This is a genomic window from Camelimonas fluminis (genome assembly GCF_014656355.1).
Taxonomy (GTDB): Bacteria; Pseudomonadota; Alphaproteobacteria; order Rhizobiales; family Beijerinckiaceae; genus Camelimonas; species Camelimonas fluminis.
This window is the reverse complement of the sequence record NZ_BNCG01000008.1, coordinates 73,631-87,923: the sequence shown is the minus strand read 5'-3', so window position 1 is coordinate 87,923 and position 14,293 is coordinate 73,631. Positions and strand designations below refer to the sequence as shown.

10 protein-coding genes and 1 pseudogene are annotated in these 14,293 nt (G+C 64.2%); 8 read left to right on the top strand and 3 right to left on the bottom strand.

Annotated features, from left to right (window positions below; all coding sequences use genetic code 11):
* Positions 1 to 124 precede the first annotated feature (124 nt).
* From nhaA to IE243_RS10940, 4 genes are all read left to right on the top strand, one after another.
* Entirely contained in the window at positions 125 to 1,330 is a 1,206-nt protein-coding gene (nhaA, locus tag IE243_RS10955) for a Na+/H+ antiporter NhaA (RefSeq protein ID WP_191319436.1), read from the top strand.
* Positions 1,331 to 1,501: 171 nt separating this feature from the next.
* The gene (locus IE243_RS10950; protein ID WP_191319435.1) at positions 1,502 to 2,263 is read left to right on the top strand and encodes a crotonase/enoyl-CoA hydratase family protein; all 762 of its coding nucleotides are present in this window, start codon (positions 1,502 to 1,504) and stop codon (positions 2,261 to 2,263) included.
* Positions 2,264 to 2,545: 282 nt separating this feature from the next.
* Entirely contained in the window at positions 2,546 to 3,634 is a 1,089-nt protein-coding gene (locus tag IE243_RS10945) for a ligase-associated DNA damage response exonuclease (RefSeq protein ID WP_191319500.1), read from the top strand.
* A complete protein-coding gene (locus IE243_RS10940) occupies positions 3,631 to 5,280 on the top strand; it encodes a cisplatin damage response ATP-dependent DNA ligase (RefSeq protein WP_191319434.1) in 1,650 nt (549 codons plus the stop codon). Before IE243_RS10945 ends, IE243_RS10940 begins: the two co-directional genes overlap by 4 nt.
* Positions 5,281 to 5,426: 146 nt before the next feature.
* On the opposite strand, the gene IE243_RS10935 is transcribed toward IE243_RS10940, so the two are convergent.
* Both IE243_RS10935 and IE243_RS10930 read right to left on the bottom strand, forming a co-directional pair.
* Positions 5,427 to 6,587 (bottom strand): acyl-CoA dehydrogenase family protein, encoded by a 1,161-nt coding sequence (locus tag IE243_RS10935; protein ID WP_191319433.1) that lies wholly within the window; start codon positions 6,585 to 6,587, stop codon positions 5,427 to 5,429.
* A gap of 169 nt (positions 6,588 to 6,756) precedes the next feature.
* Positions 6,757 to 8,094: a PQQ-dependent sugar dehydrogenase gene (locus IE243_RS10930; RefSeq protein WP_244643071.1), complete on the bottom strand. Its 1,338-nt coding sequence runs from the start codon at positions 8,092 to 8,094 to the stop codon at positions 6,757 to 6,759.
* A 327-nt stretch (positions 8,095 to 8,421) separates the two neighbouring features.
* Here IE243_RS10930 and ilvA point away from each other — a divergent pair, with 327 nt between their 5' ends.
* Complete coding sequence (ilvA, locus tag IE243_RS10925; protein ID WP_191319432.1) at positions 8,422 to 9,684, top strand: threonine ammonia-lyase IlvA; 1,263 nt, start codon at positions 8,422 to 8,424, stop codon at positions 9,682 to 9,684.
* Between the two features lie 101 nt (positions 9,685 to 9,785).
* Here ilvA and IE243_RS10920 read toward each other — a convergent pair whose 3' ends face one another.
* Complete coding sequence (locus IE243_RS10920) at positions 9,786 to 10,562, bottom strand: enoyl-CoA hydratase (RefSeq protein WP_191319431.1); 777 nt, start codon at positions 10,560 to 10,562, stop codon at positions 9,786 to 9,788.
* Between the two features lie 157 nt (positions 10,563 to 10,719).
* Between IE243_RS10920 and IE243_RS10915 the strand changes: the two genes are divergently transcribed.
* The 3 genes and pseudogenes from IE243_RS10915 to repB all read left to right on the top strand — a co-directional run bounded on the left by IE243_RS10915 (position 10,720) and on the right by repB (position 14,054).
* Positions 10,720 to 11,784, top strand: coding sequence for a hypothetical protein (locus tag IE243_RS10915; protein ID WP_191319430.1), 1,065 nt, complete (start codon positions 10,720 to 10,722; stop codon positions 11,782 to 11,784).
* A gap of 86 nt (positions 11,785 to 11,870) precedes the next feature.
* Positions 11,871 to 13,026 (top strand): annotated as a pseudogene (gene repA, locus IE243_RS10910) (plasmid partitioning protein RepA).
* Positions 13,026 to 14,054, top strand: coding sequence for a plasmid partitioning protein RepB (gene repB / locus IE243_RS10900; RefSeq protein ID WP_191319427.1), 1,029 nt, complete (start codon positions 13,026 to 13,028; stop codon positions 14,052 to 14,054). Before repA ends, repB begins: the two are co-directional and overlap by 1 nt.
* Positions 14,055 to 14,293 lie beyond the last annotated feature (239 nt).

The window sequence follows — 14,293 nt, the reverse complement described above, 5'->3', positions numbered from 1 at the left end:
TGGCAGGCGCCGATAACAAAACCACCCGTCGCTATGCGGCGCCGCACATGGTTTCCGGCGCCGGGCGCCTACGCAATCCCTCCGGCGAGCGATCGCTGGATGATGCGTCACCAAGAGGAAGGTAATGGCAGGCAGGCTTCGCATTCGCCCTTTTTCCATGTTCCGGGCATTTCTCGACAATCAGGCTTCCGGCGGCCTCGTACTGATGTTTGCCGCCGCCGCCGCTCTGGTTGTCGCCAACTCTCCCCTGTCCGCCAGTTATTTCGGCGCGCTGGCGTCCTACGTTGGTCCCCTGAGCGTGGCGCACTGGATCAACGACGCGCTGATGGCCGTGTTCTTCCTGTTTGTCGGTCTCGAGATCAAGCGCGAGATGCTGGATGGCCAGCTCGCGACCTGGCCCCGCCGGATTCTGCCAGGCGTGGCGGCGCTGGGCGGCATGATCGTTCCCGCCCTGATCTTTGTGGCGCTGAATTATGGCGAGTCAGCCACCATGCGCGGCTGGGCCATTCCCACGGCCACTGACATCGCCTTCGCGCTGGGCGTGCTGTCATTGCTGGGCAACCGGGTTCCGGCGGCGCTGAAGGTGTTTCTGACAGCGTTGGCCATCATCGATGACCTGGGCGCGGTGATCATCATCGCCCTGTTTTATACAGCGGAGATGTCACTCCCGGCGCTCGGCGGCGCCGCGCTTGCCCTTGGTGCGCTCGCCCTGCTGAACCGGCGTGGCGTTCTGGTTTTGTGGCCCTACCTGTTGCTGGGCGTCGTTTTGTGGGTTTTCGTCCTGAAATCCGGCGTGCACGCCACGATCGCCGGCGTCCTGCTGGCGTTGACCATACCTTTGCGCCGCTCCCCGGGGCTCAGCGGCGACCTTCCCGCCTCGCCGTTGCACCGGCTGGAGCATGGCCTGCACTACGTCGCGCCCTTCGTCATCATCCCGGTGTTTGGCTTCGCCAACGCCGGCGTATCGCTGGCGGGCATGACCCTCAAGAACCTGTCGGACCCGTTGACACTTGGCGTGGCCGGCGGACTGCTGTTCGGCAAGCTGGTCGGCGTTTTTGGCTTCGCCTGGGCGACAATCAGGCTGGGCTTTGTGGAGATGCCGGCCAATTCACGCTGGAGCCACATATTCGGCGTCGCGCTGCTCTGCGGCGTCGGGTTCACCATGAGCCTGTTCATCGGTCTGCTGGCGTTCGAAGGCCACCCCGCGCTTCAGAACGAGGTCAAACTCGGCATCATCGTCGGCTCCGTGCTGGCGGCGCTGGCCGGGGCGCTGGTATTGCGACTGTCGCCCATGCCCGCGCCGCAACCGGCTGAACCGCTCCGCGCCTGAGAATGCCCCGGTCATCGGGGCCGCGGCGCGTGTTCTCAAGCGGGCCAGCGCCGCGGCCAGGGATGGCCGGGCTGAAATTCGCCGCGACCTCTGGCAAGGTCCCCGGGCAATCTGATAGGGAACCCGTATCGTCACGTCGCCCCTGCGGGGGCGGCCATGGGAGGACAACGAATGAGCGCTGTTGAATTCACGGTTGATGGCGGCGTCGCCATTATCACCATCAACCGTCCGGAAGCGAAAAACGCCGTCAACGCCGAAGTCGCCAAGGGCGTCGCCGCGGCCGTCGATGAGATCAACAGCCGCGATGACATCCGTCTCGCCATTCTCACCGGCGCCGGCGGCACCTTCTGCGCCGGCATGGATCTCAAGGCCTTCGTGCAGGGTGAGGTCGTCTCGATCGAAGGTCGCGGCTTCGCTGGCCTGACCGAAGCCCCGCCACGCAAGCCGCTCATCGCCGCCATTGAAGGCTACGCCCTCGCCGGCGGCTGCGAGCTGGCCCTGTCCTGCGACCTGATCGTCGCCAGCGAAGGCTCGAAGTTCGGCGTGCCGGAAGTGAAGCGCGGCCTCGTCGCCGCGGCTGGCGGCCTGATGCGCCTGCCGCGCCAGATCCCCTATCGCATCGCCATGGAGCTGGCGCTGACCGGCGATATGGTGCCGGCCGCGACGTTGCAGGGCTATGGCTTGATCAACCGCGTCGTGCCGAATGGCCAGGCGCTGGAAGAAGCCCTGAAACTGGCCCGCATCATCGCCGAAAATGGCCCGCTCGCCGTCGCCGTGTCGCGCCAGATCATCAACGACCAGCAGGAATGGTCCGCCTCCGAGATGTGGGAAAAGCAGAAGGCCTACATCGCGCCGGTGTTCACCTCCAAGGACGCGCGCGAAGGCGCCGTTGCCTTCGCCGAGAAGCGCAAGCCGGTGTGGACGGGCAAGTAAGCGCCCGGACCAGGCGCCGCTCGGGAAGCTTACGCTCCCGGACGACGTCTTTTGATGAACCCGCCAGCCTGCCTGGCGGGTTTTTCTTTGAGTCATGCGCCTTGCGGCCACACGCACTCTCCGGTCACATCCGGAATGGAACCTGGTGCTGGCCCTTGTGGTTGACCGGGAACACGTGGACCGGCGGCAAAGGAGCAGGGCATGGCGCAGCGCCGGGCTTCACCGGATCAGGACCTGCCTGACAACATACTGCCGGAACAGGATAATTCCGGCCGACGCCCCATGACGGGCCGACGCGCGGCGGACCTGCTGACAATCACGCCGCAGGGCCTGTATTGCCCGGCCGGCGACTTCCATATCGATCCACTGCGCCCGGTGGCGCGCGCCCTGGTGACCCATGGGCATGCGGATCACGCCAGGGCAGGCCATGGGCGCGTCCTCGCGACCGCTGAAACGCTCGCCATCATGGGCGTGCGTTACGGCGATAATTTTGCCGGCTCATCACAAACAGCGTCACCGGGCGTTTCGCTTGCCATCGGCAATGCGACGGTCACCTTTTTCCCGGCTGGCCATGTGCTCGGTTCGGCCCAGATCCTGATCGAAGCACGCGACGTCGCCGGCCGGCTGACGCGGCTTGTCGCGTCGGGCGATTACAAGCGGGAAGCAGATCCCACCTGCGCCGCATTCGAGCTGGTTCCCTGCGACATCTTCATTACTGAAGCCACGTTCGCCCTGCCCATCTTCCGGCATCCGCCAGCGGACGCTGAAATCGCGCGTCTGCTCCAGTCGCTGCGCCTGTTTCCCGAGCGCGCCCATCTGCTTGGCGCCTACGCGCTGGGGAAAGCCCAACGCCTGATCGCCCTGCTGCGCGCCGCCGGCTATGACGCCCCGATCTACATGCACGGCGCCATGGAGAAAATAACCGCTTTATATCAAGGTTTTGGCGTCGAACTTGGCGACGTTCGCCCCGTGCCTCCGCGCGAGGGGCGTGGCGGGGGAGACCTTCCCGGCGCCATCGTCCTGTGTCCGCCCGGCGCCCTGCAGGATCGCTGGAGCCGGCGTTTCGCCGATCCGGTGCACGGCCTGGCGTCCGGCTGGATGCGCACGCGGGCGCGCGCCCGGCAACGCGGCGTCGAGTTGCCGCTGGTGATTTCCGATCACGCCGGCTGGCCAGACCTGTGCCGCACCGTGGTTGAAACCGGCGCCGAGGAAATCCGCATCACCCATGGCCAGGAGGACGCCCTCGCCCATTGGTGCGCCACACGCGGCCTCACCGCCTTGCCCCTGCATCTGTTGGGATACGGCGATGACGATGCGGCTGCCGCTGAGGAAGCCGTTACGGACGCTGCCGCCATCGGGGCGGCGCCATGAAGCGCTTCGCCGATCTGATTGATCGCCTCTCCTGTGAAAGCGGACGCAACGCCCGCCTGCGGATGCTGCGCGACTATTTCGCCACAACGCCAGACCCGGATCGCGGCTATGCCCTGGCGGCCCTCACCGGCGATCTGTCATTCGCCAACGCCAAGCCGGCGCTGATCCGGCAAATGATCAGCGCGCGCACCGATCCGACGCTGTTCGCCATGTCCTACGATTATGTGGGCGATCTGTCCGAAACGGCGGCGCTACTCTGGCCTGACGCAGGGGCTGGAACCCGCAACGATCTCTCCCTCACCGCAGTCGTCGAGACCATGACCGCAGCGCTGCGACCGCAAATGGCCGATCTGCTGGCCAGTTGGCTGGACGATCTCGACGAAACCGGTCGCTGGGCCCTGCTCAAGCTGGTGACCGGGAGTTTCCGTATCGGCATTTCGGCGCGGCTGACGCGCACGGCGCTGGCGCAGTATGGCAACCGCGACGTGGAAGAAATCGAGGCGGTCTGGCACGGGCTGACGCCTCCCTATCTGCCGCTGTTCGCCTGGCTCGAAGGGCGTGGGCCACGCCCGAAACCGCAGCATCTGGCGCCATTCCGCTCGCCGATGCTGGCCCAACCCATCAACGAGACGGAGTTGCGCCAGCTCAACCCGCCAGATTTCGTCGCTGAATGGAAATGGGACGGCATCCGGGTGCAGGCGGCCCTGGGAACTGGTGGCGATGGCGCGCCCATCGCCAGACTGTGGTCGCGCAGCGGTGAGGATATTTCCGCCGCCTTTCCCGATCTCATCGCCGAACTGACAGGCAAGGCCCATTTTGAGGGGGCCATCGATGGCGAGCTGCTGGTGGTGCAGAACGGCGCGGTGCAGAGCTTCAACGTTTTGCAGCAGCGCCTGAACCGCAAGACCGCCTCATCAAAACTGCAGGCGCAATATCCGGCGCACATTCGCGCCTGGGACGCGCTGGCGTTGAATGGCGAGGACCTTGCCCCGCTGCCATGGACAGAGCGGCGCGAACATCTCGAAAACCTGGTTTCACGCCTCAACTCACCCCGCATCAGCCTCTCCCCGCTGGTGCCGTTCGCCAGTTGGGATGAACTTGCGGCCGCCCGGGGTGCGCCGGCCGCGACAGATCTGGGCGTCGACGCCGCTGCCGTCGAAGGCTGCATGCTGAAACGGCGCGACAGTCCCTACATCAGTGGACGGCCAAAGGGCCCGTGGTTCAAATGGAAGCGCGATCCGCACCTGATCGACGCGGTGCTGATGTACGCCCAGCGCGGGCATGGCAAGCGTTCGTCATTCCATTCCGACTTCACCTTCGGCGTCTGGCGGACCGGTGATGACGGCGCGCGCGTGCTCACGCCGGTCGGCAAGGCCTATTTCGGCTTTACTGATGAAGAACTTGGCCAGCTCGACCGGTTCGTGCGCGCCAACACCATCAACCGTTTCGGCCCGGTGCGGGAGGTAACGCACACGGCCGCTCACGGTCTTGTCCTCGAAATCGCCTTCGAGGGGCTGCGCCGCTCGCCGCGACACAAATCGGGCGTCGCCATGCGCTTTCCGCGCATTCACCGCATCCGTTGGGACAAGCCGCCAGGCGAGGCGGACGAACTGGCGACCCTGGAGAAGTTGCTGGCGGCGGATTGACCATCCGCCGCCTGACCGGGCGACTTTTGGCCCGCGCGCTTCCGGTTGGCAGGAATTCGCCGGATGCGCGCCATATCATTGATATGTCGAACTTTCTTCGGGAAACGCGGGGGCCCGCGTTTCCCGAAATGCGCCGGCCCCGGCCGTCAGTCGAGCATGCTGCTGTAACGATTCGAGAACACGTCGCGGCCGATAATCAGGCGCATCACTTCCGAGCTGCCGGCGAGAATGCGGTTGATGCGGGCGTCGGTGAACATGCGGCTGATCGGGAACTCATCCATGAAGCCGGCGCCGCCATGCAGCTGCACGCCGAGATCGAGCATCTTCCACTCGATCTCGCTGGCCAACATCTTGGCCTTGGCCGCCATGTTGGCGTTGAGCCGACCTTCGTTCAGCGCCTTGACGCAATGGTCGACATAAACCTGGATCAGGTCGATCTCGGCGTCCATCTCCGCCATGCGGAACTGGGTGTTCTGCTGGTCGGCCAGGGTTTTGCCAAACAGTTTGCGATCCATGCAATAGGCGCGGGTGAGATCGAAAGCGCGGCGGGCGTTGGACGAGGTGCCAACAGCGGAAATGAGACGCTCCTCGGCCAGACCTTCCATCAGCTGGTAGAAGCCGCGCCCGGCGACGCCCAGCACGTTGGCCTTGGGAACCTTCACATCGTGGAAGAACAACTCGGCGGTGTCCTGCCCCGGCATGCCCATCTTCTTCAGATTGCGGCCGCGTTCAAAACCTTCCATGCCGCGCTCGACGATCAGCAGCACCATGGAATGGCGCTCGGAGGCGCTGCCAACCTTGGCGGCGACAATCACCACATCGGCGTTCAGACCATTGGAAATATAGGTCTTGGAGCCATTCAGCACGTAGTGATCGCCGGCGTCGACGGCGGTGCTGCGCATGCCGGCGAGGTCAGAACCGGCGCCCGGCTCGGTCATGGCGATGGCCAGGATCGTGTCGCCGCTGACGCATTTCGGCAGGAAGCGCTCTTTCTGCTCCTCGGTGCCGAAACGCTCGAAATAGGTGCCGACAAGGCGGCTGTGCAGGGTGTTGAACCATTCGTGGCAACCGACGCGCGCGGTTTCCTCGATGATGATCTGCTCATAGCGGAAGTCGGAATCGCCCATGCCGCCGTATTTTTCTTCCGGCCAGATCATGAGGAAGCCAAGGTCGCCAGCCTTCTTGAAGGCGGAGCGGTCAACGATGCCGGCTTCACGCCATTTGTCCATGTTCGGCGCAATCTCGGTTTCGAGGAACTTGCGGTAGGACTGGCGGAACAGGTTCTGCTCTTCCGTGAAACGCGACATGGGTGCTCCCTCAACCAACGGACCTGACGCCTGAAGCCTCCCCTTCAGGGCGAAGGCATGGCCGGACCGGTCTGACGACAATGGCCGGTGGAACCGATTCCACCGGCGCCCGTCGCCAGATAGAGCGATATGAGGCTTCGCCGCAATGGCTGAGGCCGCGGACCTTGCATCATGGGGCCGGGGTCACCCGGATCAGTTCGCCGTCGCTGGCGTCTGTCAGCAGCATGATGGCGCCGTCCCGGCCAACGCGCACGTCGCGCACGCGGCCAATGCCCTTCAGATATCGCGCCTCGCCGGTGACCTTGCCCTCCGCCATGGTGAGACGCACGAGGCTTTCATCGCGCAGGGCGCCAACAAGTGCGCTGCCGCGCCATGTCGGAAACAGCTTTCCGTCATAGAACGCCAGACCGCTGGGAGCGATCACCGGGTCCCAGTAATAGACGGGCTGTTCCATACCCTCCTGCCGCGTGCGCCCCTCCCCTACCTTCTGCCCGCTATATTCAACGCCATAGGTGATGACCGGCCAGCCATAGTTGCGCCCGGCCTGCGGCCGGTTGAGTTCATCGCCGCCACGCGGTCCGTGCTCCACGGTCCAGAGCGCCCCATCCGGCCCGATGGCGGCTGATTGCAGATTGCGGTGGCCCCAGGACCAGATTTCCGGTCGCCCGCCGGGGATTTGAGGGTTGCCCCTGGCAGGTCCCCCCTCCGGATCAAGGCGCACAACCTTTCCCAGCAGCGTGGTCACGTCCTGGGCGAGCTTTCGCGGCTCGTTGTAGGAGCGCTCGCCGGTGGTGACGAACAGCGCGCCGTCCGGCGCGAACGCCAGCCTGGATCCAAAATGCAGGGTCGATTTCCACGGCGGCTCCTGCCTGAAGATCACCCGCACGTCTGACATCGCGGCGCCATCGGGCGACAGCACGCCGGTCGCAACCGCCGTGGCGCTGGCGCCGTCGCCACGTGGCTCCGCAAAGCTCCACCAGACCTTGCGGCTTTTGGCAAAATCATCGCGCACCGCGACATCAAGGAGACCGCCCTGCCCCCGTGCATCAACCGCCGGCAAACCTTTTACCGGCTGTGAAACGCCGCCATCCGCGCCAACAATGCGAAGCCGGCCAGGCCGTTCTGTCACCAGCCATCGCCCGTCCGGAAGCTCAGCCATGCCCCATGGGTGTTCGAGCCCGGTGGCGATCACCCGGGTCTGTAGCCGAACGTCATCCAGAATGACCGGCGCGCGGGTCTGGTTTGGCAAGGCCGGCTTCTGTCCACGGGCGTTGGGCGGGGCGGCGTTGAAGTCTCTGGAGGCGCCGCGCCGGGAGGCAAGATCCCATATCTGGCTTGCGGCGCCGCCATCCTGGGCCTGAGCGGGTCCGACATGGAACAAACTGCAGCCGGTCATGGCGGCGGCGAGCATCACAGCACGCGCCGCGACGGCGCGCCTTCCTCGCGTCGCCCATGGCGGCGACGCTGGAATTGAGCCCCACAGCGCCTTTTGCAGATTGCGCCTCACACCTGAACCCTCCCTCACGTCAGCATCATAAATCGCGGCCGCCGGCTCCAGGTTCCAGGCTCGATGTCCCAGGCGTCCACGCCCGGCCAGCCTACCGCCGCCCTGATCCGGCGTCGCGCCAAACTGCGTCTGTTAACCCTTCGTTAACCTGTTGGCGCGTGATTGTTTTCCGCAGTTGGCCCGCAGCGCAAGTCACGCTGGCGTGCGGCCGGCATTTGCGTCAGGTCGCAGGACGCTGTCTGCGCGTTCTTCTTGATATGCAACGTTTTCGGGCGCAGAAAGCAGCGTTCGATCTTATACGACCATCCCCAAAGGGAGTGCGCGCGCATGACGCTATCAGGGGCCAGTTTCCGGCAGGGCGTGGCAGAGGCTGCGGCTGAATTGCGGGCGTTGTTTCCGCCAACCCCGCTGCAGTTCAACGCACACCTCTCCCGTCGGTATGGCGCGCGCATTTTTCTCAAGCGCGAAGACCTGACGCCAGTCCGTTCTTACAAACTACGCGGCGCCTTCAATTTCATGCGCAAGCGACGCGCCGCAGGTGGCGCGGACATTTCATTCTGCGCGGCGTCCGCCGGGAATCATGCCCAAGGCTTTGCCTTCGCCTGTCGTCACTTTGGCGCGCACGGGCGTATTTTCATGCCCGTCACGACGCCGCAGCAAAAGATCGACAAGACGCGGATGTTTGGCGGCGACGCCATCGAGATTGAACTGGTCGGCGATTTCTTTGACGATTGCTACAAGGCCGCGCAGCAGTTCGCCGGACAGACCGGGGCCATCATGGCTCCGCCTTTCGACGACCCCGACATTATAGAAGGTCAGGCGACCCTGGCGCTGGAAGCAGACAGGCAGGTCGCCGGAATGCCGGTTGACCTCATGCTGCTGCCCGTTGGCGGGGCCGGACTGGCCGCAGGTGTCGCCGGCTACTGGAGCGGCAGAACGGACGCGCCTGAACTGCTTTTCGTTGAGCCTGCTGGCGCGGCGAGTCTGAAGGCCAGCCTCACGGCCGGCGAACGCGTACGCCTCTCTCATATCGATGGCTTTGTCGACGGCGCCGCAGTGGCGCAGATTGGCGCGCTGCCTTTCGCCATGCTTCGGGATTTCCCGGCTGAAACGGTGCTGACCCCGCCTGAGGGGCGGATATGCCAGACGATGCTGGAAATGCTGAATGTCGAAGGCATTGTCCTTGAACCTGCCGGCGCCCTGACCATGGCGGCCCTTCAGGATATTCGCTCCGAGATCTACGGAAAGACCGTCATGCTGGTGGTTTCCGGCGGAAATTTTGATTTTGAGCGACTGCAAGACGTCAAGGAGCGAGCGCTGCGGTTTGAAGGGCGCAAGAAGTATCTGATACTTCGTCTTCCGCAACGCCCGGGTGCGCTGCGCGATTTCCTCGGCCTGCTTGGCCCGGAGGACGACATTACCCGCTTCGAATATCTGAAGAAGTCGGCGCGCGAGTTCGGCTCCATCCTCATCGGCATCGAAACCACGCAGGCGGGGAACTTCGAGAGCCTGTACAGGCAGCTCGAACTGGCCGGCATGCACTATCAGGACATTTCCGACGCCCCTATGATCGCGGACTTGCTTATCTAGGCGCCGTGTGTTGGGAGCTCCCAACGGACCGATTCGACGATAACGAAAAGGCGCCGCCAGATCAGGTCCGACGGCGCCTTTGTGTATGCTGCGACAGCAGATTACTGGGTGCGCCCCCGCGCCAACACAGCGCCGCGCCGCGCCTCAACGTCCTCCGGCTTTACGGCCCTGTTGTTTTTGGTCGAGACCTCGGCCTCCAGCGCCATCGCGTCCGAGAAGGACAGGGCAAAACCCTCATCAATCAGCTTCTTCATGCGGCCCATCATGCCGGGCTCAATCTGCGCCATATCCGACGCGAGCCTGCGCGCGGCCGGAAGCAGTTCGTCCGCCGCAACAACGCGGTTCACGAGGCCCCAGCGCTCAGCCGTCTGGGCGTCAAGGAAGTTGCCAGACAACGACAGTTCTTTCGCCCGGTAAAGGCCAATCAGTCGCGACAGCTTCTGCGACAGCCCCCAGCCCGGCATGATGCCGACACGGGCGTGGGTGTCGGCGAAGCGGGCGTTCTCCGAGGCTATCAACACGTCGCAGGCAAGCGCCAGCTCGAAGCCGCCAGTAATCGCGACGCCGTTGATGGCGCCGATCACCGGCTTCACGCAGCTCTCGATAGCTTTGACCGGGTTCATGTCAGCGGTGGTGGCGTTGGCGGCGCCAAGCGCGGAAGCGTCGCTGCCCAATTCCTTCAGGTCGAGACCAGCGGTGAAGGCGCGCGCGCCAGCGCCGGTAAGAATGACGACCCTGACCTCACTGTCGGCGTTGATCGCCTTGACGGCTTCGGCCAGTTCCGCGCGAAGAGCGCGGGAGAGGGCGTTCATGGCGTCCGGACGGTTCAGGGTGATTGTGGCGACGCCATCAGATTTTTCGACAAGAAGATTGGACATTTCAGCTCCCTTGCGACTGCTTGTGAGTCCGCGATGATTAACCCGGAACAGGCGGCAAAAGAAAGCTGGACGCACTACACGCAACAGCATGTATAGTCCGGATCATACAACCAAAACCCGGTATCTGGGATCGGAGGCGCGCTTGGACCTGGCCATCATGTTAGCCGCGATATCCCTGTGGGGCCTCATCCAGGGCGGCATGCTGCTCTTCCGCTGGAACCGGTCTCCCGAAAGCAGGGATCTGTGGTGGTCTGGCGCCGGCATCCTGGTCGTTGGACTTGGCGCCGGCCTGTCCGGCGCCCGATATTTCGGCGCATCGTTCTTCACCACCGTCGTCGCCGCCAATGTGGCAATGATCACCGGCATCGCCTTCATGGCCCAGGCGGTGCGCGCCGCGGATGGGAAAGCTCCGGCGTGGCTGGAAGTGGTTCTTCCAGGAGGCGTCTGGTGTCTGGCCTGCCTGTTTGAGCATTTCCGGCAGGATCCGCAGTTGCGGCTCGTCCTTTTTTCTCTCCTGTGCTCAGCGCCCGCCATCCTCGCCTGCTATTCCCTGATCCGCGGGGGCCTCCGGCTAACCGGGCGAAAAATACTGCTAAGCCTCTGGATATTCATCGTTATCTCGGCATCCATCCGGGGCATCGATACGGGCCGGGTGTGGGTCGGACTTGAAAACCGCTACGCCGCATCGGCGTGGCACGTGATCTATTTCATAATGGTCGCGGCGTCAGTGGTCAGCGTCGGCTATATCAATCTGGCGTTGTCCGACGCCCTGCCGCGCCTTGGCGTTTTCATGGACCAGCTACAGGCGCGGATGTCCCACGGCCGCCTCACGGCGGACGCCGGAAGTCCGGGCGCTGAACGGGTCATCTGGTCATTGCGGCTGGACAGGCTGTTCATTGGCCGGGCGCTGGTTCAGAATTTCACGGGGAGGGATGTGGACGACCTCGCCCGGGCGTTGATCATGGCCAATCCAGATCTGGTCACCATTCGCCGCGCCGGCGTCGATCGTCTGATCTGGGTCACCCGGCAGGATTCGCGCTCGGCGACACGGCAGTTTCAGACAATTCGTGAGGCGCTCGGAGGAATCGTATCGCGCACGAGCTTCCCCCGACTCACCATGAGCTTCGGCGTCGCGCCCCTTGCCGGCGAGAATATTTTGCTGGCGGCCGCCGCGGCGGACCGGAATGCTGTTCGCATTGCCGCAACGGCAGGCGGTGCTTAACTTTTCATTAACCCATTCGTCATTGACGGGCCTTACGAATCCAATCAGGCTACGCAAAATTATCCAGCAGCGGTATTTTAGCGTAGATGAGCACTGTAACGGAAAATTCCGCGCAACAGCGAAACGTCAACAGTTCGATCGATGAGCTGATCGACGAGCATGCGCGCGTGCTTTCCTCTCAGCTCCACACGCTCCGGTCCCGGCTTTTTTCGCCGGCAACGGAGAAGGAGCTGCGCCTGTTCAGTTCACCAGAGGCGGCGCGGTTGATAGGCGTCACCGACGCCTATCTGCGCCAGCTTGCAAGGGCGGGGGAGGGGCCGGAAGCCGAGCGCGGCCCAGGTGGGCGCCGCTTGTACAGCCTGCCGCAGATCAATCAAATTCGCCGGCTCCTCAGTCAACACAAGCCGGCTTATCTTCCTGGCCGCACAGGCCAGGAGCACTTGCAGGTCATCGCCGTCACCAACTTCAAGGGCGGCTCAGGCAAGACAACGGTCAGCGTCCATCTGGCGCAGTATCTGGCGATGCGCGGCTTTCGCGTTCTGGCTGTCGATCTCGATCCCCAGGCCAGCCTGTCCGCTTTGTTCGGCTATCAGCCGGAGTTCGATATCCGGCCGAATGAGACGCTGTATGGCGCGATCCGTTACGACGACCAGCGCCGGCCGCTTCGCGACATCATCCGCAGCACCTATTTCGATGGGCTCGACCTGGTTCCGGCCAATCTGGAACTGCATGAGTATGAGCACGAAACGCCGCTGATGCTCACCTCGGGCGACCGGAGCGACGGCCTGTTTTTCGCCCGCGTCGCCCAGGCCCTGGGAACCGTCGACCAGGATTACGACGTGGTCGTCATCGACTGCCCGCCGCAGCTTGGGTTTCTCACGCTTGGCGCCCTGTGCGCGGCGACCGGCGTGCTGGGCGGGGCTGCTTGGCGTCGTGCGGCGGGCGGGGGGTAATCTGGAATACGATTTCCTGCGTTACTGCATCACCCGTTTTGAGCCCAACGACGGCCCCCAGGCCCAGGTCGTCGGCTTCCTGCGCAACCTGTTTGGCGATCAGGTGCTGACCCAGACGGCGCTGAAGACAACAGCGGTGACCGAGGCCGGTCTGCGCAAGCAGACGATTTATGAAATCAGCCGCGACCAGATCAACCGGCAAACCTATGAACGGGCGCTGGAATCTTTCGATCTGGTCAATGGTGAAATTGAAAGTCTGATCCGCGCCAGCTGGCGGAGGGCAGGTTGATGAGCCGGAAGAACACTCTCGCTGATCTGATGAAGGCCGCGCCAGACCCGGCGCCCCAGCCGCTGTCGCGCGGCGCCGCGTCCAGTCCGACGTCGCTTGGAGCGCCCGTGGGATCCGGCGCCTTGCGCGCCATGGGCCTGTCGCTTGAAAAGCTCTCCGCCGACGCTGGCAAGGCCCGGGATCTGGAAGCGATGATCGCGGCTGGCGACCGGGTGGTGGAGCTTGATCCAACGCTGATCGACGGTTCGTTCGTGCGCGACCGCATTGGCGAGGAAGCCACGGCCGACGCATCGTTCGACAGCCTGATGCAGAGCATTTCCGAGCAGGGTCAGCAGGTGCCCATTCTGGTGCGGCCGCTGGGCGATAGCGGCCGCTATCAGGTCGCCTACGGTCATCGCCGCCTGCGCGCCGTGGCCCGTCTTGGCGGCAAGGTCCGGGCCATTGTCAGGCCGCTGACCGATGTCGAACTGGTCATCGCCCAGGCGCGGGAGAACCTTGAGCGTCGGGACCTCAGCTATATCGAAAAAGCCATGTTCGCGCGGCGGCTGGAAGAGCAGTTTGACCGCCCGACGCTGATGGCGGCGCTGGGCGTCGACAAGGCGGATCTGTCGCGTTTGCTGACGCTGGCGTCGTCGTTGCCGCAGGACATTGTCAATGCGATCGGACCGGCGCCGCGCGCCGGTCGGCCGCGCTGGAGCCGCCTGGCGGCGATCCTGACGGAACCTCACGCGCAGGAGCGTTTCGCGGCGTTGGCCGCCAGGGCTGATTTTCGCGCCGCGCCCAGCGACCGGCGCTTCATCATGGCCCTGGAGATCCTGTCGCGCGAAACGCCCGCTCAGGGAACTCCGCTGGCCCAGGACAGCGCCCTTGAGTTCTCGGCGCCGTCCGGCGCGCCTCTGGCCCGGCTTGAGCCAGGTCGTGAAGGCGGACGGCTGGTTTTCGCCAATGAAGCGTTCAGCGCATTTGTGCGCGAGAAGTTACCCGAACTGGCGCGTGTGTTCGCGGAAATGCAGCGCACCGGACGCTAGCATATCTTTCAGGGAAAGAAGTCTCCACTTTTCCTGAAGACATTGCGTCAGGTCAGATGGCCGGGGCCTTTCCTGTGAAGCAGGGAGGTTCCGGCGCACTCCAGCAAGGCAACCGCCAACTGTTGTTGGACGGCAGCGAGCGCTGGGCAAACTGTTACGGAATTCCGGCAGCCCAAGCTGGAACCGTACTGCGGCGGGGCAGTGTCTGGCCAGGCCAGATCTCCAGCCCTTGCCAGAAA

Excerpts from the sequence above, each read along its gene's own strand:
- ilvA (WP_191319432.1), top strand. The coding sequence starts at position 8,422 with ATGACGCTATCAGGGGCCAGTTTCCGGCAGGGCGTGGCAGAGGCTGCG.
- IE243_RS10935 (WP_191319433.1), bottom strand. The coding sequence starts at position 6,587 with ATGTCGCGTTTCACGGAAGAGCAGAACCTGTTCCGCCAGTCCTACCGC.
- IE243_RS10950 (WP_191319435.1), top strand. The coding sequence starts at position 1,502 with ATGAGCGCTGTTGAATTCACGGTTGATGGCGGCGTCGCCATTATCACC.
- IE243_RS10915 (WP_191319430.1), top strand. The coding sequence starts at position 10,720 with ATGTTAGCCGCGATATCCCTGTGGGGCCTCATCCAGGGCGGCATGCTG.
- IE243_RS10945 (WP_191319500.1), top strand. The coding sequence starts at position 2,546 with ATGACGGGCCGACGCGCGGCGGACCTGCTGACAATCACGCCGCAGGGC.
- IE243_RS10920 (WP_191319431.1), bottom strand. The coding sequence starts at position 10,562 with ATGTCCAATCTTCTTGTCGAAAAATCTGATGGCGTCGCCACAATCACC.
- repB (WP_191319427.1), top strand. The coding sequence starts at position 13,026 with ATGAGCCGGAAGAACACTCTCGCTGATCTGATGAAGGCCGCGCCAGAC.
- nhaA (WP_191319436.1), top strand. The coding sequence starts at position 125 with ATGGCAGGCAGGCTTCGCATTCGCCCTTTTTCCATGTTCCGGGCATTT.
- IE243_RS10940 (WP_191319434.1), top strand. The coding sequence starts at position 3,631 with ATGAAGCGCTTCGCCGATCTGATTGATCGCCTCTCCTGTGAAAGCGGA.